Below are 22,853 nucleotides of genomic sequence, written 5' to 3'. Positions count from 1 at the left end.
ACTAGTCGTTTTTTCTCTAACTAATGTCAATGAAAAGAGCTATAAAAATGGGTTGGTTCGAGTTTATACGAATAATTATTATATAGAATAATTATCTCTAATTTGGAGAAGGAAGCTGAAACATATACACTATTTGGAATTGTAATTTTGTTGCTTCTGATGGAGAGATAAGATATAGAAAGTAAGTAAGTATAACTAATAAAAAGATGAAGAGATGGCAAATAGTATGAGTTTTAGTCTTAAAAAAAATGGAGCAAAGGAGTATGAATGTACTCTTCCTTTTGATGGTTATGTTGGTTTAACTCACGATCGTCCTAAACAAGAATATCATTTATGGATACAATGTCGTAATGACGAAGAGAAAGAACAAGCCCAGAATGTTTTAAAGAAATTAGTTAATGACTTGATAAATAATAAAGGATATATAAATTGTTTAATTAAAAACAGTGAAACTAATGAGTATATTAGTTCTTATAAGACAGAAAGTACTGATGGTTGGACTAATATTGTTTTTGTATGCATATACTTTAAAGAGCAACCAATTACAGAAATAAATATGTCTTATGGTACATAAAAAATGTAAAGATTAAACCTAAAATCATTAAAGAGTATGATAAAGAATTAAGAAGTATGAAAAGATGCCATTTTTACCATTTTTTCTATATCATTAGAAGTTTTTATTAATTCAAAAATTAAAATAGACTTTTAGTACAACGATAAATAATTTGAATTTGATCCAAAATCTAAACAAGGAGATTGTAGGGGGGGGTATGATAGGGAACTTGGATGGAGATTTGCTATCTCCATTCCATTTAGTATTTATTCATAGATTTAAGAGGATGTATATATAAAAAACTAGATTGGGAAGAAATTGTGTTTCTTTGGATGAAGGAGATATAAGAATATGCTAAAAATATATGTTCGATGTGAAAAAATACTTTTATTTGGCATTACGATTAAGTATTGTATGATTAATTGCATGTTATACGGTTGATAGCTTGTTTTGTGATATGTCTTAATATGGGAGGATTAATAAAAAGGCTGAGAAACGAAACTCTACCTAATACTGATTAAACAGTTTTTAACAGGGTAAAATGTCATTTTCGATGACATGATCTTTTTATTTTAAGGTGTATAATGTAGCTAGTGATTTACTCCTTATTAGAAATTGTAGAAGTAAATGGAAAATCATTGGACATAAGTATTGACAATATTAAAGACATTAAGGTTTTTGAATAAAAAAATAAATAAATAAATGAAAAAACTCTTATTATTCCTACTTAGCTTAACCATCTCCTGTGGGCTTATTTATGCAAATAAGATAGGTTTTAGTCTTCAAAAAAAAGGAGAGAACAGATTTGTACATCATCTTTCTCTTGATGGTCGTATTGGGTTAGCTCATTTTTGTACTTCCAACTATGAATTGTACGTAGGATGTCACAATAATGAAGAGAAAGAACAGGCTCTGATTGTTTTAAAGAGGTTAGTCAATGACCTTATAGAAGAAGGGTTTGTTGATTGTATGATTAAGGATCTTAAAACTAATGAATATATTCGTTTTGATAAGAGAAAAAAACCCGATGGTTACATTACATTTGTTAATTTATACATAACTTTTAGAGAAAAGCCAATTACAGAATTACAAGTGTGGGCTGATAAGAAATAAGGAACATGAGCTTTAATTTAAAATAATTTTGAACTAAAACGGAAAGATTAGTGAAGAGTAAGATAATACTATTGATAGCATTATTAATAAATTCTATGAATTCTTGGAAAGAATTGTTTCGTGATTTATTTTTATTTCTTGGTGAGTCGGTTTTTATATCTAAAAAAGAAAGTATCGATCAATTGCATTAGCGATTGTAACGAAATAATTTAAATAGCAAAAGATTTATAGATTCTAAAGCTATAAATCTTTTGCTATTTAGAATAAATTATAAACTTAAATACTTTCTGAAGAAAAGCAGTTTTTGTAGGACTTGTACTGGCTATTTATAAAAAATAGATTGAATAAGAATCTATACAAAGTGTAGAATATTTTGTTGTTTAGTGAATGAAAAGAAATGGTCTTGGGTGATCGTATGCTTTTTGAATACTTTATGATGGATAGTTTCAGTGTTTTCTTATACTTTTCTGTACCTTTTTTAGTAAATAATACTTCTTTATTTTATATGAATAGCATTTTATATGAATGTTGGTATTATCTCGTAATTCAAGTGATGATAAACTTAATCTTTGCCTCATTTTTCTTTGGACAACAAACTTTTTTGAAGTACTTTAGTCAAGTATTCTTTGTATGTAGAATACAGCTGTATCCAATATATATTAAGTATTATGACTATTTCCTTCTTTAGTATGATAAATGAAAAATTTCGTACTTTGTATTAATATTATGATCTAGATTTCATTTTTTACTACTCTTACTATTTCAAAATAGATAATACAGAATAAACATGATAGAAAAGTTAGCAATAATTTTTATAGGGAATATGTACACTAAAATTAATAAATAGTAAGTTTAAGAATAGTTAGATATTTATATTTTATATATATAAGTTGGATGACGTAGTTAAAAACTATTTTTCTTTATTACATCAGGATTTTTAGAGTTCTCTATACAAATTAATTTGCTTTAAATGCTTTTTAAAGAATTAGTTAAGATTGGTTTTTAACGTTATTTAGATTGGGAGAAGTTGAATATACTCCTTATTTAGTAAGGAGTATTTGGAATAAAATAAGAAAATCATGGAAGCTATTATTATTAAGAAAAGACTTTTATAAATAGTAATTATTAAAAATTGTTTTAACGGAACTGTGTATAAAAAATTATAAAACTACTAAATTGGAATTTTTGATAAAAAATGGAGAATATTAAATTATTTATTGTATCCTACTAAGGATTATTGTTGTAAGTCGATAATTATGTTCTGTGTAATTTCCAAAATTTAAGGAATGATTGGATAATAATTATCCTTAAAGGATTTTATTATTACTTAATGTATTTGTCTGTCTATTTGAAATAAATAATAACTATATTTTTCTATAATAATCTGTGTTGTATCATAGAGAATCATTTTTTTGTATAAAATAGTGTTTTTTAAAATTAGTTTCATAGATATGGGAATAATAACAAGAGATGTTGATTTATACTGATAGCTTCAAAAAAATGAAGTTGTTTTGCTATTAGCATTGGTATTATTCTACCTTTTTTGAAATTATTATAGGATTAACAGGATTTTGGAATTTCTATGTGCGGATTCTTGGATTAGTTTATTTCAAAAGGTGAATAATTTATTTAGTCAGTAGTTATTCTGAAAATAGTTTGACTAGGAATTTATAGTAGTTGAGAATGATTTCTTCCCTCAAAAAATAGACAATGGAAATTTTCATTAGACTATGAAGTACTGATAATGGTATCAGTGTCTCTGATAAATCTGATAAATCTGATAAATTGGAATATTAGTATTGATTTTGCTTGAAATCTGTTCAATATTTTAAAAAACGTCTATAATACGATGAAGGATACAGTAAATACTTTGTAAAAGAAAAATTTTCTTTAGGATAGATTGTACTTTGGAGTACAATAGTACAGATAATTAGGTATAAAGTACAACAAGTGTAATGCAAAAAGAATTTATTATATTGATAAACTGGATCTATTTTAATTTTTTCTAAAAAACATTATCATGAGGTTACATATTAGTGTTTTCTAAATTAGAAGTTTTTCGTATTACAAACTTATACCCTATATAGGTGTATGATCCTCAATTAATTTTACACAATATTTTTTGTGATGAAGAGACTTTCAAGTTATTCATTATTGTCTAAAATAAATTCTTCAAAAGATTTACGAAAATTAGAAATAAAACAAATAGAGCGAGTTTGTGATGAATTGAGAAGGTATATTATAGAAGTTTTAGCAGAAAATCCTGGACATTTGGGTTCTAATTTAGGAACAGTGGAATTAACAGTTGCTTTGCATTATGTATTTAATACTCCGTATGACAGGATCATTTGGGATGTGGGGCATCAATCGTACGGACATAAAATATTGACAGGTAGAAGAAAATTATTTCAGACAATTCGTAAGTTAGGAGGAATAAGTGGATTCCCTAATCCTCAAGAAAGTAAATGTGACGCTTTTATTGCAGGTCATGCTTCTAATTCTATTTCTGCTGCTTTGGGAATAGCTATTGCTTCTTGGTTGAAAGGAGAAGACAGAAAGGTAGTAGCTGTTATAGGAGATGGTTCTATGACTGGAGGGTTAGCATTTGAAGGTTTAAATAATGTCTCTTCTAACCCAAATGATTTATTGATAATTTTAAATGATAACAATATGTCTATAGACCATCCGGTAGGAGGATTAAGTCAATCGCTTGTTAGAATTACCACTTCACGTACCTATAATACTATTCGTTTTAAGTTATATACTTTTCTTAAAAAATACGGGATTATTAAAGAAAAAAGAAAGATGTTCATTCTCCGTTTTAATAACAGCTTGAAAGCATTTTTGACGAAGCAACATAATATTTTTGAGGGATTTAATATTCGTTATTTTGGTCCAGTAGATGGGCATAATGTTAGAGAACTCATTAAAATTTTTGAGGATATTAAGAACATGAAAGGTCCAAAATTATTACATGTTTGTACTACAAAGGGAAAAGGATTTGTACCAGCAGAAAACGAAGTAAATATATGGCATGCTCCAGGTAAATTTAATCCTAAAACTGGAGAGCGTATCGATGTTTTATCTAAAAATACGCCATCATTGTATCAAGATGTATTTGGACATACTTTAGTAGAATTAGCTAGAATGAATAATAATATTGTAGGAATTACACCTGCCATGTCTACTGGATGTTCTATGTCATTTTTAATGAATGAAATGCCTCATAGAACTTTTGATGTAGGTATTGCAGAGGGACATGCCATTACTTTTGCAGCAGGATTAGCAAAAGAAGGCATGATTCCTTTTTGCAACATTTATTCGTCTTTTATGCAGAGAGCCTATGATAATATTATTCATGATGCAGTTTTACAAAATTTAAATATAGTGCTTTGTTTAGATAGAGCTGGATTAGTGGGAGAAGATGGAGTTACACATCACGGAGTATTGGATTTAGCTTGTTTGCGTTGCATTCCAAATATTACGATTGCTGCTCCTCTAAATGAAAAAGATTTACGAAATTTAATGTTTACTTCTATACAACCTGATAATGGAGTATTTGTTATTCGTTATCCAAAAGGGAGAGGAGAATTGAATGATTGGAAGTATTCATTTGAAATATTACCTGTTGGTAAAGGACGTAAACTTAAAGAAGGAAAAGGAATTGCTGTTATAAGTATTGGTACTATTGGAAATTTGGCAAAAAAGGCTATTCATTTGGTGGAGAAACTGGGTATTAATGTGGCTCATTACGATATGATTTATCTAAAACCAATAGATGAAGAACTGTTGCATGAAGTAGGTAAGAATTATAAATGTATAGTTGTTGTTGAAGATGGAACTATTAAAGGGGGATTAGGGACAGCTGTTATTGAATTTATGGTTCAAAAAAGATATACTCCAAAAATTAAACAAATAGGGATTCCTGACGAATTTATTCCACACGGAACTGTTACTGAATTATATAAATTATGTAATATGGATGTTGAAAGTATTGCTAAATGCTTAATTGAGGAAAATTAAGCATTTAGCAATACTTTCAACATAGATTTTTCTATATTGTCAATATTTATGATTGCAATTAACTGAAAAGCGATTCTCTATTCATTTTTCTAAATGAAGTAAAGTGTAGTCAAATACACATGATAATCATGTGTTAATCATAGCAAATTTGTTACAAGATCTATTTGGAAGACAGATACTAATTGTATATTTTTTTAGAAAAAAAGATGCATAATTGAATGATTTGTTTTTACCAAAACGTAAAAACTATCTTGGTAAAACATATAAAAGTACTTACCAAAATCTTCTAATTCTTAAGATAATCCATCAATTCTGATTCTAAAATTTATAGTAAACAATCATGCAAATCTTAATTTTAAGCATAACAAAACAATTATACAAGTAAGGGATTTACTTTACAAATTTTGATGACCTATTTGTTAGCCATGGTAGATAGATTCCGGATTTTGACATGGGTTCATTTTAGAATCTTGTTTTATGTAATTTTCAATCTTTAAATTACATCTGATTGTTGGAGTGATATATTCATCTTGATGAATTATCTACATACTCTATAAAGTGTATTACTAAAAATAGTAAAATCATACATATTGTTTGAGTCGAGATAGGGAGATTCGAACGCCTGACTTCTGCGTCCCGAACGCGAAGCACTACCAATTGTTCTATATCCCGTTCTCACAAACATAAAAATAATTATTGAAAAAAATAATATTTTTATGTTTTTTCCAACTAAATATTACTTCTGAGAAAAAGTTTTGTAAAAATAAAAATATGTCAATCTTTCTTAAGAAAGCACTTTATATTAATTAGGAATTAATATCTTTGCCTTTGTTTGTAGAAAAACGGTTTTTATGGTGTTTCATAAGGTGTTAACTCCGGATTATATTTTTGAATCTTCTTGGGAAGTTTGCAATAAAGTTGGAGGTATCTATACTGTGTTATCAACGCGGGCGCATACTTTACAAATGCTTTTTAGAGATAGAGTTGTTTTTATTGGCCCTGCTTTGTTGTACAAACAAAACAACGATGAATTTATTGAAAGCGAAACAATATTGGATAAGTGGAGTAAATATGCTAATAAAAATGAAGGCTTAAAAGTGAATGTGGGTTATTGGAATATTCCTGGGAAACCAATAACTATTTTAGTTGATTTTTTTTCTTTTTACGAAAAAAAAGATATTATTTATTTTCAAATGTGGGAAAAATATAATATTGATTCTACTGTTGCTTGCGGAGATTATGATGATTCTTGTATGTTTGCTTACGCTGTTTATAAAGTAATAAAAAGTATTTATCATTTCTTTCAATTACAAAACAAGAAAGTGGTTGCTCATATGAATGAGTGGATGCTTGGAATGACCGTCCTCTATCTTCACAGTTATCTTCCAACTATCGCAACGTTTTTTACTACTCATGCCACTTCTATTGGCCGTTCTATTTGTGAGAATAACAAGCCTTTGTATAATCAATTATACAATTATAGTGGAGATCAAATGGCTTATGAGTTGAATATACAAGGTAAACATACTCTTGAAAAACGAGCAGCTTTTTATGCTGATTGTTTTTCAACTGTGAGTGGAATTACGGGAAAAGAATGTACTCAATTGTTAGAAAAAAAACCTGATATAATTACTCCAAACGGATTTAATTATGATTTTGTCCCAAAAGAACAAATGTTTAAAATAAAAAGAATGAAAGCACGTATGGTGCTTATTAATATTGCAAGACAATTAATAGGAGCATTTTTTCCTAAAAACACTTTTTTGTTAGCAACAGCCGGACGATATGAATATAGGAATAAAGGAATAGATGTTTTTATTGAAACCATTTACAGACTAAAAAAAACTCATTTTGATCGTTCAATTATTGCTTTCGTGTTAGTTCCTGCATATTGGAAAAGTGTAAGAGAAGATTTAAAGAAACGTTTGAGAAATACTGTTTCCCCACAGTTTTCTTTACCTAATTCTTTTATTACGCATGAGTTAGCGAATCCTCTATCTGATCCTATTTGTCTATATCTCCGTTGTTTGAATTTTACAAATGAAGATGATAGTCAGGTAAAGCTTATTTTTGTTCCTTCGTATTTGAATGGTGAAGACGGTATTTTTAATATGTCATATCATGATTTATTAATAGGAATGGATTTAACTGTATTTCCTTCATATTATGAACCATGGGGCTATACACCATTGGAAAGTGTAGCTTTTCGTGTTCCTACTATTACAACTAATCTTGCAGGTTTTGGTATATGGGCAAAATCAAATGGAGCAAAAAGTAATACTTTGGATTTGGGAGTCGCAGTTGTAGAACGAACGGATAGTAATTACTTTGAGGTGATCGAGTCTATTAAAAATATAATTGTTAAATATATTATGGAGTACAATCCCAATCAGATGAAATTAAAGGGAGCTATAAGTACTCTACCAGGAAAAGCACTATGGTCTCATTTCATCAAATATTATTTGCGAGCTTATGATATTGCTTTGGGAAAATTATAAATAATGCTTCTGAAAAAATTATGAAAATCAAATCAAATTGTGCAAATGAGCCTGTATGGAAGAAATTTAATGCTTATTTTAAGTTGCCAAATGAATTAAAAATGCTGGATGAAATTGCGCATAATATATGGTGGTCATGGAACTATGAAGCAGTAGAGTTGTTTACTTCTATAGATAGAGAACTTTGGAATAGAGTAGAAGAAAACCCTGTTCTATTTCTACAAAGTCTTCCATTCTCCTACTTAGAAGCTATTACAAAAGATTCCACTCTGATGAAAGCTATCAAAGTATTGTATGGCATGTTTGAAACTTATATGAATGAACCTTACAATAAAAATATACCGAGTATTGCTTATTTTAGCATGGAGTATGGGTTAAGCCATGTATTAAAAATTTATTCAGGAGGTTTGGGAATTTTAGCAGGAGATTATATTAAAGAAGCAAGTGATATTCATGCTGATTTAACTGCAGTAGGTTTTTTGTATCGGTATGGTTATTTTACGCAATCTTTGTCTATAGATGGGCAGCAAATTGCTAATTATGAGGCTCAACATTTTGACCAACTTCCCATTAGACAAGTGACAGATGAAAATGGGCAACCGTTAGTTATAGAAGTTTTCTATAACTCGTTTGTTGTGTATTCGTATGTATGGGTGGTGAATGTAGGTCGTATTAAATTGTATTTATTAGATACTGATTTAGAACAAAATAGTGAATGGGATCGTTGTATCACTTCTCGTTTATATGGTGGAAATAAAGAAGACCGACTTAAACAAGAGTATCTTTTGGGTATAGGTGGAATTATTTTGTTGAATAAATTAGGTATAAAAAAACAAATATATCATTGTAATGAAGGACATGCTGCGTTAATTAATGTTCAACGTCTAGTAGATTATGTTCAAAACAGTAAATTAACTTTTAGTCAGGCTCTGGAAATTTTAAAAGCTTCTGCTTTATATACTTGTCATACTCCAGTACCTGCAGGACATGATCATTTTGAAGAAAGCTTATTTTGTAAATATATGGATCATTTTCCTGCCAAATTAGGTATCAGTTGGCAAGATTTTATGGATATGGGTAGAACTAATTCTGGGAGTCAAGAGGATTTTTCTATGAGTGTCTTTGCATTGAATACTTGTCAAGAAGCCAATGGTGTTTCCAAGCTACATGGAACAGTCTCCAAATATATGTTTGCTCCGTTGTGGAAAGGTTATTATCCGCAAGAATTACACGTTGGATATGTAACTAATGGAGTCCACATGCCTACTTGGACTGCTTCCGAATGGCGTAAATGTTATGAAAAACATTTTGGGCAATCTTTCTATAAAGACCAGTCTAATGTAAAAATTTGGAGGAAAATTTATCAGGTAGAAGATGAAGAAATATGGAACATCCGTATGACACTAAAAAAACGATTAATAAATTATATTAAAGATTCGTTCAAAGATAATTGGTTAAAAAATCAAGGTGATCCTTTTAAAGTGGTTTCTATTTTAGATAAAATTGATTCAAATGCACTTTTAATTGGTTTTGGAAGGCGTTTTGCTACTTACAAACGAGCACATCTATTATTTACTAATTTAGATAGACTTGCTAAAATTTTGAATAATCCACATTATCCAGTACAATTCATATTTACAGGGAAAGCACATCCTGCTGATGGAGGAGGACAAGGTTTAATAAAACATATTGTAGATATTTCGCATCGTCCTGATTTTCAGGGAAAAATTATTTTTCTTGAAAATTATGATATGCGTTTGGCTAAATATTTAGTTTCTGGAGTGGATATTTGGTTAAATACTCCTACTCGTCCATTAGAAGCATCTGGTACATCTGGACAAAAGGCTGAAATGAATGGTGTATTAAATTTCTCAGTTTTGGATGGTTGGTGGTATGAGGGTTATCGAGAAGGTGCCGGTTGGGCGTTAACCGATAAATGCACCTATAAAAATAGTGAATTTCAAGATCAATTAGACGCAGCTACTATTTATTCTTTGTTGGAAAATGAAATTATTCCACTTTTTTATGCTAAAAACAGTAAAGGATATTCTGTTGGATGGATACAATATATAAAAAATTCAATAGCTCAAATAGCTCCTCATTATACAACTAAACGGATGTTTGATGATTATATTAACTATTTTTATAATATCTTAGCTAATCGTTCCGAGAGATTGAAACAAGATGATTTTGCTAAAGCTAAAGAATTAGTAGTTTGGAAGGAGGAAGTTGCAAATCATTGGAATGAAATAGAAATAATTTCTGTTGATTATGATGAAGGTGTTTTCACCGAAGGGATTGAGGTTGGGAGTGTTATTTCAATAGGTGTAGTAATAAATAAACATAATCTTCAAGCTGATTTGAGAATAGAAATTGTTCAGTTGAGAAAAAATCTAGTAGGTGCAGAATTGATTACGATAGAAATGGGTACACTAGAAAAAATTGAAGGAAGTAAATTGTACTTCACAGTCAAATTCCCGGTTTTACATTCTGGAACCATTAGGTATGGAGTGAGAGTTTATCCTTTCAATAAAGATTTGCCTCATCGGATGGACTTTGTTTATGTAAAATGGATTCATATATAGTCATAGAAGTTACAGAAAAGTTTACAAACGAAAAAATAAATTGATACTTGATGGTATTTCTTCTAATTGGTGAGTAACGAACACAAGTGATTTGTTTTGTTGTTTGTTATACGATTCTATGATTTGTAAACAACGATTTTTGTTTTCGTCGTCTAATCCATGAAAAGGTTCGTCTAGAATTAATAATTCTGGATTTTTGACCAATGAACGAATAAAAAGTATTAGCCGTTGTTCTCCAGAGGAAATTTTCAGAAAAGAAAAATTTTGTAAATGGTTGATATGAAGTAAATCAAATAAATAGTTAGTAATAATAATTTGTTGTTTTGTACATTTCTGAAACAAACCGACACTGTCAAAAAATCCAGACTCTACTACTTGTTTACAGGTTATGTTTTTCCTATAATAAAGATGCATCTCTGAAGAGGTAAAACCAATCCGTTTTTTTATATCCCAAATGCTTTCACCTGTACCGCGCTTTCGATCAAATAATATTAGATTCTTACTGTATGAAATTGGATTATCTGCAAATATATAACTAATTAAAGTTGATTTTCCAGAACCGTTAGCACCTAAAAGTGCCCATTTTTCACCTTGCTTTATTTCCCAATTGATACCGTATATAATAGTTTGGTTTTTATAAGTTACATCTATATTTTCCATCTTTACAACTATTTTAGAGTCATTGAAAATAGACTGAGGAAATAAATGCCAATCAACAGATAAATTTTCTTTGTTATTTATTTTTTTTTGATTCCATTCTGTTACTTTGAAAATAGAAGCTAAATTATTATTACCTATTTCTAAAATATGAGATGTAATTGAAGGTATTTCATTAAAAGATGATACTAAAAACATTAACTGAATACCTTTTTTATGTAGTCTATAAAAAATTTCATTAAACTGTTGCTGTCCATTAGTATCTAAGCCAACAAAGGGATTATCGAAAATAATCATACGGGGATGTTCAAGTAAAATTTTTGCAGTTAAGAACTTTTTAAGTTCACCACTTGATAAATTAATAAGGCTATGAGATATTAATGTTTCAACATTAAAAATTTGTTTTATCTGATCAGAATAAGATAAATAATTAGTTAGAGGTAAGTATTCTGTTTCTGTATGATTGAAACGTTTTTGATAATAAAATTTCCGAAAATCAGCAAGTGAATATACAGATTGAAAATTAACTATTTTAATCACCTCCTCTGGGTTTTCTGGGAAATAATAGGTGAGCTCTCCTTCAATAATATTGCATCTCCCAGCTATTATCTTTGCCAATAATGTTTTCCCACTTCCATTTCGTCCAATAACAGACCATATTTCGTTTTTATTAATTTCTAAGAAAAGAGATTGTAGAAAAGGCAATTTTCGAATACATGGTACTACTTTATTGAGAATGAAAAAATATTTTTGAGAAGTTTTTTTTACCAAAATTTTAATATTTATTTAATTTAATATTGATTTTTGGTTCAATATATTTTTCTTTTTTTTTACATATAAAACAAATATACTTAATTTTTAATCCTCTTTTAATCCATTTTTGTTCATAAAAGGTCTGAATAGTAAGTATTTTATCTGTTAGGCAATTTTGATATAAATCATCTGTCTGGAACAGTATTTGGAAATTGTTAGATTGAATTATTTTGCAGGTGTAATTGAATAAAAAACAACTATCTGTTTTTAAATGGATAATTCCATTATCTTCTAAAATATTACTGTAGTACTGCATAAAATTGGCAGATGTGAGTCTTTTATTTGTCTTTTTTATTTGTGGGTCAGGGAAAGTGATCCATATTTCTGATACCTCATTTCGATCAAAGAAACAATTGATAAATTCTATATGAGTACGTAAAAATGCTACATTTTTTAAACCCTCTTTTAATGTTTGTTTAGCTCCTGAATATATTCTTGCTCCTTTAATATCTATTCCGATAAAATTTTTTTCTGGAAACATTTTTGCTAAATTAACTGTATACTCACCTTTTCCACAACCGAGTTCAAGAATAATGGAATGGTTGTTTTGAAAAAAATTTTTACACCATTTACTTTTCATTTCATTTTTTTTTTTTTGTGAAAAGGTATAAGGATATTGAAAAACGTGTGAAAACTTTTCCATTTCTTTAAATTTTTGCAGTTTTTTTCCCCCCATATTGTTTGTTAAAATTGATTGTAAAATGTAGTAATATGATATAAAAATGAAAAATATTTAGTTAGTAATATAAAATAAGCAGGAAAAACAAATTGCTGATAACGACGGATAAGTTCAGAACTGTTAATCATTTTGCTTAGCACTGCTATGCACATTAACCAGGATTTTTTTGAAAGTGCTTAAATTTTTTGATAGAAAATGCTCTGATAACCACTTTTGGTAAACAAAGTCTTACAAATATAAGGTATACTACAGCTTTTCATATTTTTGACTGAGAACCCATTTTTTTACTGTGGTCCCACCAGGACTTGAACCTGGGACTCCCTGATTATGAGTCAGGTGCTCTGACCAACTGAGCTATAGGACCTGTCAAATTTGTTTAGACATTTGTAAAATTACTATTATTATTAAATAATTCAAATAAATCCTCATGAGGTCTTACAGTATAGAGGGTTTTTATTTATAAATTATTACCTTTAGCGAAAAAACAATAGATTTTATGAATATTGCTTTGATAGGTTATGGTAAAATGGGGCATGAGATAGAAAAAATAGTTTACAAACGAAAGCATAATATTGTGTCTATTATAGATATAGATAATCAGGATGATTTTAATTCTGACAATTTTCTTCATTGTGTTGATGTAGCTATTGAATTTACTCGTCCTGAAACAGCGTTTATTAATTATATGAAATGTTTTGAAAGAAATGTTCCTGTTGTAACAGGAACTACTGGTTGGTTGAAGCATTTAGAAAGAATTAAAAAGGAGTGTCAAGAGAATAGGCAAACGTTTTTTTATGCATCTAATTATAGTATTGGAGTTAATCTTTTTTTTGCTCTTAATAAGTTTTTGGCAAAAATGATGAATGATTTTCCTCAATATGATGTTTTTCTTGAAGAGATTCATCATATTCATAAGCTAGATACTCCCAGTGGAACAGCTATTACATTGGCAGAAGGAATAACTGCAAATATTGATCGTAAAGATTTTACTAATCTGTCTATTCACTCAAAAAGAGAAGGAGAAGTACCAGGTATTCATACAATCGTTTATGAATCTGAGACAGATATTATTACTATTCAACACAATGCTAAAAACAGGAAGGGATTTGCCTTAGGAGCTGTTTTAGCAGCTGAATATACGCAAGGGAAAACTGGCTTCTTAACTATGGATGATTTGTTAAAAATATAATATTGTAAAAGTAAGCAAGAAGTAAAAAATGAATAGAGTTAAAAAACAAATATTAAAGACAACTTCTTTGCAATGGATTAAACTATTCGTTGTTTCAATTTTATATATATTATTTGTAATTTGGGATGATAATTATTGGATTTTGGGAGGATTGTTATTAATCTTTGATATTTATATACTGAAAATAATTCCATGGAGTATATGGAAACAATCAAGAAATAGCATCTTAAGAAAGATAATGGAATGGGTGGATGCTATCTTTTTTGCTTTGATAGCTGTTTATTTTATACATATTTTTGTTTTCCAGCACTATAAAATTCCGACTTCTTCATTAGAAAAAACACTTTTGGTGGGAGATTATCTTTTTGTTGGTAAAGTAAACTATGGGCCAAGAGTTCCTAATACACCTTTAGCTTTTCCAATGGTTCACCATACTCTGCCTATTATTAATGCTAAATCTTATTTTGATTGCCCTTGTTGGAGCTATAAACGATTGAAAGGGTTGGGTAATATAAAAAGAGGAGATATTGTTGTATTTAATTTTCCTGCGGGAGATACGGTTGCATTTAATTATCAAAATTACGATTACTATGATTTAGTAAACCAATTTGGTTGGGAACGTGTAAATATAGAAAAAAATGTATTCGGAAAAATTATAAGTCGCCCTGTAGATAGGAGAGAAAATTATGTAAAACGTTGTGTTGGTATGCCTGGAGATTCATTACAGATAAAAAACAATATTGTTTATATTAATGGAATTAAGCTCCCAAATCCAAGATACGTACAGTTTAATTATTTTGTTGAAACTAAAGGATCTTTTTTGTCTGAAGAGCAATTCAGAAGATTGAAAGTTAATAAAGATGATCGATTGCTTTGCAATGATAAGATGAGATGGATGATTTGTGGTAAAAATATTAATGCTTCGTCTGTTTTTGATTTCTTGGGTATAAAATCAGATAAAAATGGTTATTTTAATCCAGTTTATCATCTTCCTTTAACTGAAGAAGCTTTTTTTCTTTTAAAAAGAAAAAATTGGGTAAAATCTATTCATATTGAGCCAGAATTTTTTGGAGGAAATATATATCCTTATGGATATAATATGGGTTGGACTAGGGATAATTTTGGTTCAATATGGATTCCTAAAAAAGGAACAACTATTGATTTGAATGAGAGAAATTTAGCGCTGTACAGACGTTGTATTGTTAATTATGAAAGGAATACGCTTCGTAAGGATTGTAAAAATCATAAAATTTTTATTAATGATATTGAAACAAGTAAATATACTTTCAATTATGATTATTATTTTATGATGGGTGATAATCGTCATAATTCATTGGATTCTAGAGCTTGGGGATTTGTTCCTGAAGATCATATTGTTGGGAAGCCACTATTAATATTGATGTCTATAGATAAAGATCGCGGTTGGTTGGATGGGAAAATTCGTTGGAATCGTTTTTTACGCTTCGTAAAGGATCAATGAGTGAGAAAACTGTTTTCTTATCTACTGCTTATTTAGCCCCTGTTGAATATTATGTACAACTAGCTAATACAGAATATATAGTTATTGAAAGACAAGATAATTATATTAAACAGACCTATAGAAATCGTTGTATAATTGCCTCTGCAAATGGGTTACAAACTCTGAGTATTCCTGTAAGATTTAGTTCCCACAAATGTTTGATGCGAGATATTTGTATTTCTGAATGTATTAATTGGCAACGTTTACATTGGAACGCTATTGTTTCTTCTTATAATTCCAGTCCTTTTTTTCAGTATTACAAAGATGATTTGTTCCCTTTTTATAAAAGGAAACAAAGATTTTTATATGATTTTAATGAGCAATTACGAGAATTAATTTGCTCGTTATTGGATATTTCTCCTAGTATTTCTTACACTTCTGTGTATATAAAAGATATAGAGATGGACGATTTGAATTTACGAGAGAAAATACATCCCAAAAAAACACCTTTTATTAAAAAATTTAAATTTTATTATCAAGTATTTAAAAATAAATATGGGTTTCAGTCCAATTTAAGTATTATAGATTTGCTCTTTAATGTTGGACCGGAAGCTCCACTTATACTTAAAAATTAAATATAGAAAAGAAGAGCCGTTAATGAGATTTGAACTCATGACCTACGCTTTACGAGTGCGTTGCTCTACCAATTAAGCTATAACGGCTTTAATTTCTCATGAGAAGATAAAGAAAAATAAACTTTATTTTATAAATATCTATAAGTTCGTAAAAAATAAATAAAAAGAAAAACTGTAATACAGGAACAAATAGTTGTTAATACAACTATTTGGCCTGCTAGATCGTGGTCGTTATTCATATTTTTTGCCATAATGTAACTTGCCATAGCTGTAGGTGTTGCAAAAAAACTCAATACTATAGCTAAATCCATACCACTAAATTTCCAGTAAATACATAAAATTATTATACTGATAGGTATAATAATTAGACGAAAAATAGTTGCCGTAATGACTTTTATAATATTGCTTTGAAAGCTTTTGATTTTGAAATCTCCTCCCATAATGAATAATGCCAAAGGTGTAGCAAGCCCTGCCAATTGTTCAAGAGGTATCTCAATAATCTGTGGAAATTTTAGTTGGCTAATTCCACTCAGTAATCCTGTCATACTACCAATTATTAAAGGATTTGTAGTAATATTTCGTACGATATTTTTAAATGTTATTTTACATTTTTTGTCTTCAGAGAAAAAAGATAATATAATTATTGCTGCTATATTGTATAGAGGTATTATTAAGCACATTAGCATAGAAATATCTCCTATTGCTATATTTCCATACATTTTTTTAACTATAGGGAATCCGTAAATCAAAGCATTACTACGATAGATACCTTGAATCATACTTCCTATTTGTCCTTTTCTTTTTATAAATAATGGTATTATTAATACGGATAGAAGAATTGTACAAATTGTTCCACCAATTATAATATAAAGTAATTGTACATTAGAAAAATTTCCTTCGTAAGAAAACCTTATGTCACGAAATAACATTATAGGTAAGCAAAAGTTAAATACAAATCGATTTAATTGATGCAAAAAATCTTCACTAACAAATTTGATATATTTTGAAAAATAGCCAACAGCCATTAAAATAAATAGTGGTGCAATTACATTGAGAGAAAAAATGAAATTCTCCATTTATAAAAAGATATTAAGGTATGATTTATTATATCGATATTTTTTGATATAAAAGACTTTAATACTTAAAGTCTTTTACTTGGTACAAATTTATTATAGATCCTATGTATCTTGATACAATTATCTTTTTGAGTATTTTGTGCTCTAAATTATAAATTAACTTATATATATATATTTATCAATTTTAATTGTTACATAAATGTTTTAAACAGTTGATATACAAAAAAAAATTGAATAAATATGCGATTTTACATATTTATCTATTATTTAATATTTACAGACGATGGTATCTTTTGTACATCTGCATGTTCATTCTTATTATTCGCAATTGGATGGCATGTCTTCTATTACAGGGTTAGTAAATAAAGCTTGTGATTGCAGAATGAAAGCTCTTGCTCTTACTGACCATGGGAATATGTTTGGAATTAAGGAATTTTACGATTGCATTAAGAAAAAAAATAAGAATTTAAATGATGATCGAAAAATTAAGCCTATTCTTGGGGTAGAGGCTTATGTTGCTCGTCAAACACGATTTGATAAATCTAAAAAAGTAGATTTGAGTGGATGGCATTTGATATTGCTTGCAAAAAACAAACAAGGTTATAAAAATCTTTGCAAATTAGTTTCCATTTCATGGATAGAAGGCTTTTATAGCCGTCCTCGTATTGATAAAAAATCTTTAGAGCAGTATAGTGAAGGATTAATTGTAGCCTCAGCTTGTCTTGGAGGAGAAATCCCTCAAAAAATATTAGAAAAAAATGGTATACTAGAAGCAGAGCAAACTATTTTTTGGTTTAAAGAAATTTTTTCTGATGATTTTTATTTGGAGTTACAAAGGCATCAAACTGATAAAGAAAATGGAGAACAAAATGTTTATTCCAAGCAAACTGTTGTAAATCAATCCTTGTTAGAATTAGCAATAAAAACTGATACTAAAATCATTTGCACTAATGATGTACATTTCGTAGAAGAAGTTCATGCAGAAGCTCATGAGAGATTGATTTGTCTTGGTACAGGAAGGAATTTGGATGATCCTAAACGAATGCGTTATACTAAGCAAGAATGGTTTAAGTCGATAGAAGAAATGAATGAAATTTTTTCTGATTTGCCAGAATCTTTAAGTAATACAGTAGAAATTGCCGATAAAGTAGAATTTTATAATATTGATTCAAAAGCTGTTATGCCTATTTTCCCAATTCCAGAGTCTTTTTCTACAGAGGAAATTTATCGTACAAAATATACTGAAGAAATATTGCGAAAAGAATTCAACAAAGAAGATAAATCCCGATTTGATAAATTAGGTGGATATGAAAAGGTAATTCGTATTAAATTGGAAGCAGATTACCTAAAAGAATTGACTTTTCAAAAAGCTAAAAAACGTTATGGGGATCCCATCTCAAATGAAATTTTTGAATCTTTAGAATTTGAATTGGAAACTGTGAAAACAATGGGATTCCCTGGATATTTTTTAATAGTTCAAGATTTTATCCAGGCAGCTCGTAGTCTTGGTATTTCAGTAGGGCCTGGAAGAGGTTCAGTGGCAGGTTCAGTAGTTGCTTATTGTTTGGAAATTACGGATATAAATCCTTTGAAATATGGTTTGTTATTTGAGCGTTTTTTAAATCCAGACCGTATTTCTATGCCTGATATTGATATAGATTTTGATGATGATGGGCGTGTAGACATTGTTCGTTGGGTAACGGAAAAATATGGAAAAGAGAAAGTGGCTCATATTGTTACTTATGGAACAATGGCAACTAAATCTTCCATAAGAGATGTAGGAAGAGTACAAGGATTATCCATAGCTGAAACAGATAAACTGACTAGACTGATACCGGATCGTCTACCAGAAAACGAATTTGGTCAAACACCCAAAGTTAATATAAAGAATTGTATAGAGTACGTCTCTAAATTGCGAGCAGCACGATATTCCAATGATAGAAAATTATCTGATACATTAAAGTATGCAGAAATGTTGGAAGGTACAGTTCGGCACACAGGAGTACATGCTTGTGGAATTATTATTGGCGCAGACGATTTGACTAATTTTTTACCTCTTGCTATTGCTAAAGAAAAAAGTATGAATGAAGATGTATTGATTACTCAATATGAAGGGTCGGTTATTGAATCTATTGGTTTAATTAAAATGGATTTTTTAGGACTAAAGACACTCTCTATTATTAAAGAAACTGTTTCTAATATAAATAGGTTTAAAAATACAGCAATTGATATTGATTATATTCCAAGCAACGACAAGCTGACTTATGGGTTATATAGTAAAGGTGAAACAATAGGTATATTCCAATTTGAATCTCTTGGAATGCAAAAGTATTTAAAAGAATTAAAACCAACTAAATTTGAAGACTTGATTGCTATGAATGCGCTCTACCGTCCAGGACCAATGTCTTATATTCCTGATTTTATTAATAGGAAACATGGGAAAAAGAATATTACTTACGATTTCCCAGAAATGGAATCTCGTTTGAAAGAGACATATGGTATTACTGTTTATCAAGAACAGGTTATGCTGTTGAGTCGTGATTTAGCTGGATTTTCACGTGGACAATCTGACGAATTACGAAAGGCAATTGGTAAAAAATTGAAGAATAAAATGGAACAATTTCATGATAAATTTATACGAGGTGCAATTAAAAGAGGATTTGGGCCAAAAGAAAAATTAGAAAAAATTTGGAGTGATTGGGCAAAATTTGCTGAATATGCTTTTAATAAGTCTCATGCTACCTGTTATTCGTGGATTTCTTATCAAACAGCTTATCTAAAAGCTCATTATCCGAAAGAATTCTTGGCCGCGAATTTGACACATAATCGAAATGATATTAATGGAATTACCAAATTTATGGACGAATGCTATGCAATGGGAATTAAAGTAGTAGGTCCTAATATAAATGAATCAAGATTGAATTTTACAGTAAATAAAGAAGGAAATATCTGTTTTGGATTAGGTGGAGTTAAAGGAGTAGGAAAAAGTGCTATTGAAGCTATTGTGAGAGAACGAGAAAAAAATGGAAAATTCAAAAATATTTTTAATTTTATAGAAAGAATAAATCTTATTGCTTGTAATAAAAAAAATATTGAATTATTAATCCTATCGGGAGCTTTTGATAATTTTATTGAGATGAAACGTAACCATTTTTTTTCAAAAAATTTAAAGGGAGAAGTGTTTATTGAAACACTTATTAACTATGGGAATAAATTTCAATCAGATAAAAATTTTACTATCAATTCTTTATTTGGAAATTCCAATTTAGTAGAAATTTCTAAACCGGAAATTCCGTTAGAAGAATCATTGAATAATATTGAATTTTTAAATAAAGAGAGAGAATTGTTGGGCATTTATCTTTCATCGCATCCATTGGATAAATATTATCTTATATTGAAATATGTATGTACACTGAAAATAAATAATTTTGAAAAAGCTAAAGTTAATCAGTTGGGAAAAGAATTGATACTAGGTGGAATAGTAACTTCTTATAGAGAAGGGTATACGAAAACAGGAAGTCCCTTTGGCATTCTTAAGTTGGAAGATTTTACAGGAAGAAGAGAAATTCCTTTGTTTGGAAAAGATTATACTAAATATAGTAAATATGGGTACTCTAATATGTATTTGCTAATAACAGGTGCATTTATATCTAATGTTTCATCTAAAAATGTAAGGTTTAAAATTAAGTCTATCCAACTTTTGGATAAAAATATTGTGAAAAAAATAACAATTTCATTACCTTTGCTTCGGATAAATGAGAAAATAGTAGATGACCTATCTTCTATGCTAATAGAAAAGCATGGGGATATTTCTTTAGATTTTAGCATAGAGGATAATACTAAAGAAAGACAAATATCTATACTATTGACATCATCTGAAAATGAAAAGTACTCTATAGATAGGCGATTTGTTCAGTATTTGGAGGAAAACAAAATAAAATTTGAGATTAATTAATATTTAAATATAAAAAAACTAGTAAGATCTTTGCTTAATTTAAAGTTATGGTAGTACAAATTACCGATGACAATTTCAGTAAATTGTTGGTTTCGTGCAAGTTTTTGGTAATAGATTTTTGGGCAGAGTGGTGTTCCCCGTGCCGAATGATTGCTTCTCTTATAGAAGAACTTGCACTGAAGTATGAAGGAAAAGTTATTATTGGAAAGGTAAATGTGGATCAAAATGAAGAATTGTCAGATAAATACGGTATACGAAGTATACCTACAATCCTTTTCTTTAAAGATGGAAAAATGCTAGATAAGCATATTGGTGGAGCTTCTAAAAGTGATATAGAAGACAAAATTAAAATTTTATTAGAAATTTAAATTTGTTTATATTTAGGGATGAGTATCCTGATTTTATCAAGGTATTTTTAATTTCAGTTAGTTGGTTAGTTTGTAACTGATTAAGAAGATGATTTTAGACTTCTCTATATGCTTCAGTTGTTTTTATATATTTTTTCCAAGACTCTTAAGTATTGTTTTTTCTGTAAGTCGTCTCTTTCTGTTTAAAAATTTTACTCTTTTCTAGAGTAAATGCGAGTATACGTATGTAAATGATTTGGATATTTTATAAATTCTTACTCGTTTTACTTTGTTCAGGTTGATATGATAATATATCCAAGTCTGTAAAAAAAAATCATTTTTGGAATTTCATATAATGCCATAGTAGCTATGCATTGCATAGCTAGAGAATTTATGTTGATTATTATTGGGTTCTCTTTCTGAATATCTTTAAAAAATCTTATAGCAAGATATAGAAATCATTATACTATATCTCTCTGATCTAGAGATATCTATTTTGGGGAGACAAAGTAAATAACTTGCAGTCTTTCATACTATATTCTAAAAAATATTTAGAATATAGAAGAACTTCTCTTTTTAGATACAAGCGATAAGTCTTGATAAAAAATCAGAAATTTATGAATAATTAAAAAGGAAAATGAAAATTTAGGAAGTTTGGTATTACTTTTATGCAATCATCTTTGATACTTTCAGCTGAAAGAGTAGTAGACAAACCAATTACTCGCATATTTGCAGCATTTCCAGCTTTAATACCACTACGGGAATCTTCAAATACAATACAATTCTGAGGATCTATGCCTAGATTTTTTGCTGCTAATAAGTAACACATTGGGTGAGGTTTCCCGGAAGTAATACAGTCACCAGAGACAATAGTATTAAAAAAATGTTTTATAGGCAGTTTTTGAAAAACAAAAGCGAGTTTTGCACTGTCTGAACTTGTTACTAACCCAGTAGGTATATTATCTTTTCTCAATTTGGCTAGGAAATCTAATGCACCATGAATAGGTATTATTTCCAACTTTGTCTCAAAAAACTGATTCTCTCGTACTATTCCTTTCTGTTCTTCTTCTGGTAAATGAGAAAAATATTGAGATACAACATCATAGGGCGTCCTTCCTTTGGTGAGTTGTTCAAAATTTTCTATTCCTAATTGATATTTTTCTCCTATTGCTTTCCAAAATATGCTATATTGCGACTCAGTATCGATAGTTACTCCATCTAAATCAATAAGTGCAGCAATTTGTTTTTTCGTTTCTGTTGCCATAACATAA

The 22,853-nt window shown here is 29.0% G+C and carries 14 protein-coding genes and 2 tRNA genes; 10 read left to right on the top strand and 6 right to left on the bottom strand.

The window, feature by feature from the left end; translation table 11 throughout:
* Positions 1-214 precede the first annotated feature (214 nt).
* The 5 genes from ACZ5QM_RS01685 to glgP all read left to right on the top strand — a co-directional run bounded on the left by ACZ5QM_RS01685 (position 215) and on the right by glgP (position 10,772).
* Positions 215-574: a hypothetical protein gene (locus ACZ5QM_RS01685; RefSeq protein WP_464183206.1), complete on the top strand. Its 360-nt coding sequence runs from the start codon at positions 215-217 to the stop codon at positions 572-574.
* Between the two features lie 681 nt (positions 575-1,255).
* Positions 1,256-1,666 (top strand): hypothetical protein, encoded by a 411-nt coding sequence (locus ACZ5QM_RS01680; RefSeq protein ID WP_464183204.1) that lies wholly within the window; start codon positions 1,256-1,258, stop codon positions 1,664-1,666.
* Between the two features lie 2,127 nt (positions 1,667-3,793).
* Complete coding sequence (dxs, locus tag ACZ5QM_RS01675; protein ID WP_464183203.1) at positions 3,794-5,689, top strand: 1-deoxy-D-xylulose-5-phosphate synthase; 1,896 nt, start codon at positions 3,794-3,796, stop codon at positions 5,687-5,689.
* Positions 5,690-6,540: 851 nt separating this feature from the next.
* The gene (locus ACZ5QM_RS01670) at positions 6,541-8,187 is read left to right on the top strand and encodes a glycosyltransferase (protein ID WP_464183201.1); all 1,647 of its coding nucleotides are present in this window, start codon (positions 6,541-6,543) and stop codon (positions 8,185-8,187) included.
* 20 nt (positions 8,188-8,207) lie between these two features.
* The gene (gene glgP, locus ACZ5QM_RS01665) at positions 8,208-10,772 is read left to right on the top strand and encodes an alpha-glucan family phosphorylase (protein ID WP_464203035.1); all 2,565 of its coding nucleotides are present in this window, start codon (positions 8,208-8,210) and stop codon (positions 10,770-10,772) included.
* A 21-nt stretch (positions 10,773-10,793) separates the two neighbouring features.
* Here glgP and ACZ5QM_RS01660 read toward each other — a convergent pair whose 3' ends face one another.
* The 3 genes from ACZ5QM_RS01660 to ACZ5QM_RS01650 all read right to left on the bottom strand — a co-directional run bounded on the left by ACZ5QM_RS01660 (position 10,794) and on the right by ACZ5QM_RS01650 (position 13,285).
* Positions 10,794-12,134: an ATP-binding cassette domain-containing protein gene (locus ACZ5QM_RS01660; RefSeq protein ID WP_464183199.1), complete on the bottom strand. Its 1,341-nt coding sequence runs from the start codon at positions 12,132-12,134 to the stop codon at positions 10,794-10,796.
* 70 nt (positions 12,135-12,204) lie between these two features.
* A complete protein-coding gene (trmB, locus tag ACZ5QM_RS01655) occupies positions 12,205-12,918 on the bottom strand; it encodes a tRNA (guanosine(46)-N7)-methyltransferase TrmB (RefSeq protein ID WP_464183198.1) in 714 nt (237 codons plus the stop codon).
* A 293-nt stretch (positions 12,919-13,211) separates the two neighbouring features.
* Positions 13,212-13,285: transfer RNA gene (locus tag ACZ5QM_RS01650), tRNA-Ile, on the bottom strand.
* Between the two features lie 132 nt (positions 13,286-13,417).
* Here ACZ5QM_RS01650 and ACZ5QM_RS01645 point away from each other — a divergent pair.
* Genes ACZ5QM_RS01645 through ACZ5QM_RS01635 form a run of 3 tightly spaced genes read left to right on the top strand, consistent with a single transcriptional unit; the run spans position 13,418 to position 16,204 of the window.
* Positions 13,418-14,110, top strand: coding sequence for a 4-hydroxy-tetrahydrodipicolinate reductase (locus ACZ5QM_RS01645; RefSeq protein WP_464183197.1), 693 nt, complete (start codon positions 13,418-13,420; stop codon positions 14,108-14,110).
* 49 nt (positions 14,111-14,159) lie between these two features.
* A complete protein-coding gene (gene lepB / locus ACZ5QM_RS01640; RefSeq protein ID WP_464183311.1) occupies positions 14,160-15,590 on the top strand; it encodes a signal peptidase I in 1,431 nt (476 codons plus the stop codon).
* On the top strand, positions 15,587-16,204 hold the full coding sequence (locus ACZ5QM_RS01635) for a WbqC family protein (RefSeq protein ID WP_464183196.1): 618 nt from the start codon (positions 15,587-15,589) through the stop codon (positions 16,202-16,204). The genes lepB and ACZ5QM_RS01635 overlap by 4 nt, the downstream gene beginning before the upstream one ends.
* A gap of 14 nt (positions 16,205-16,218) precedes the next feature.
* On the opposite strand, the gene ACZ5QM_RS01630 is transcribed toward ACZ5QM_RS01635, so the two are convergent.
* Both ACZ5QM_RS01630 and ACZ5QM_RS01625 read right to left on the bottom strand, forming a co-directional pair.
* A tRNA-Thr gene (locus ACZ5QM_RS01630) sits at positions 16,219-16,291 on the bottom strand.
* A 41-nt stretch (positions 16,292-16,332) separates the two neighbouring features.
* On the bottom strand, positions 16,333-17,280 hold the full coding sequence (locus ACZ5QM_RS01625) for an AEC family transporter (RefSeq protein WP_464183195.1): 948 nt from the start codon (positions 17,278-17,280) through the stop codon (positions 16,333-16,335).
* 283 nt (positions 17,281-17,563) lie between these two features.
* On the opposite strand from ACZ5QM_RS01625, the gene dnaE reads away from it, so the two are divergent.
* Together dnaE and trxA are read left to right on the top strand one after the other, a co-directional pair.
* On the top strand, positions 17,564-21,235 hold the full coding sequence (gene dnaE / locus ACZ5QM_RS01620; RefSeq protein ID WP_464203034.1) for a DNA polymerase III subunit alpha: 3,672 nt from the start codon (positions 17,564-17,566) through the stop codon (positions 21,233-21,235).
* Positions 21,236-21,282: 47 nt separating this feature from the next.
* Positions 21,283-21,603: a thioredoxin gene (trxA, locus tag ACZ5QM_RS01615; protein WP_464183191.1), complete on the top strand. Its 321-nt coding sequence runs from the start codon at positions 21,283-21,285 to the stop codon at positions 21,601-21,603.
* A 604-nt stretch (positions 21,604-22,207) separates the two neighbouring features.
* Here trxA and ACZ5QM_RS01610 read toward each other — a convergent pair.
* Positions 22,208-22,846 (bottom strand): HAD family hydrolase, encoded by a 639-nt coding sequence (locus tag ACZ5QM_RS01610; protein WP_464183189.1) that lies wholly within the window; start codon positions 22,844-22,846, stop codon positions 22,208-22,210.
* Positions 22,847-22,853 lie beyond the last annotated feature (7 nt).

This window comes from Azobacteroides sp. (SeqCode), assembly GCF_055395615.1.
This window is presented reverse-complemented; position numbering and strand designations above follow the sequence as displayed.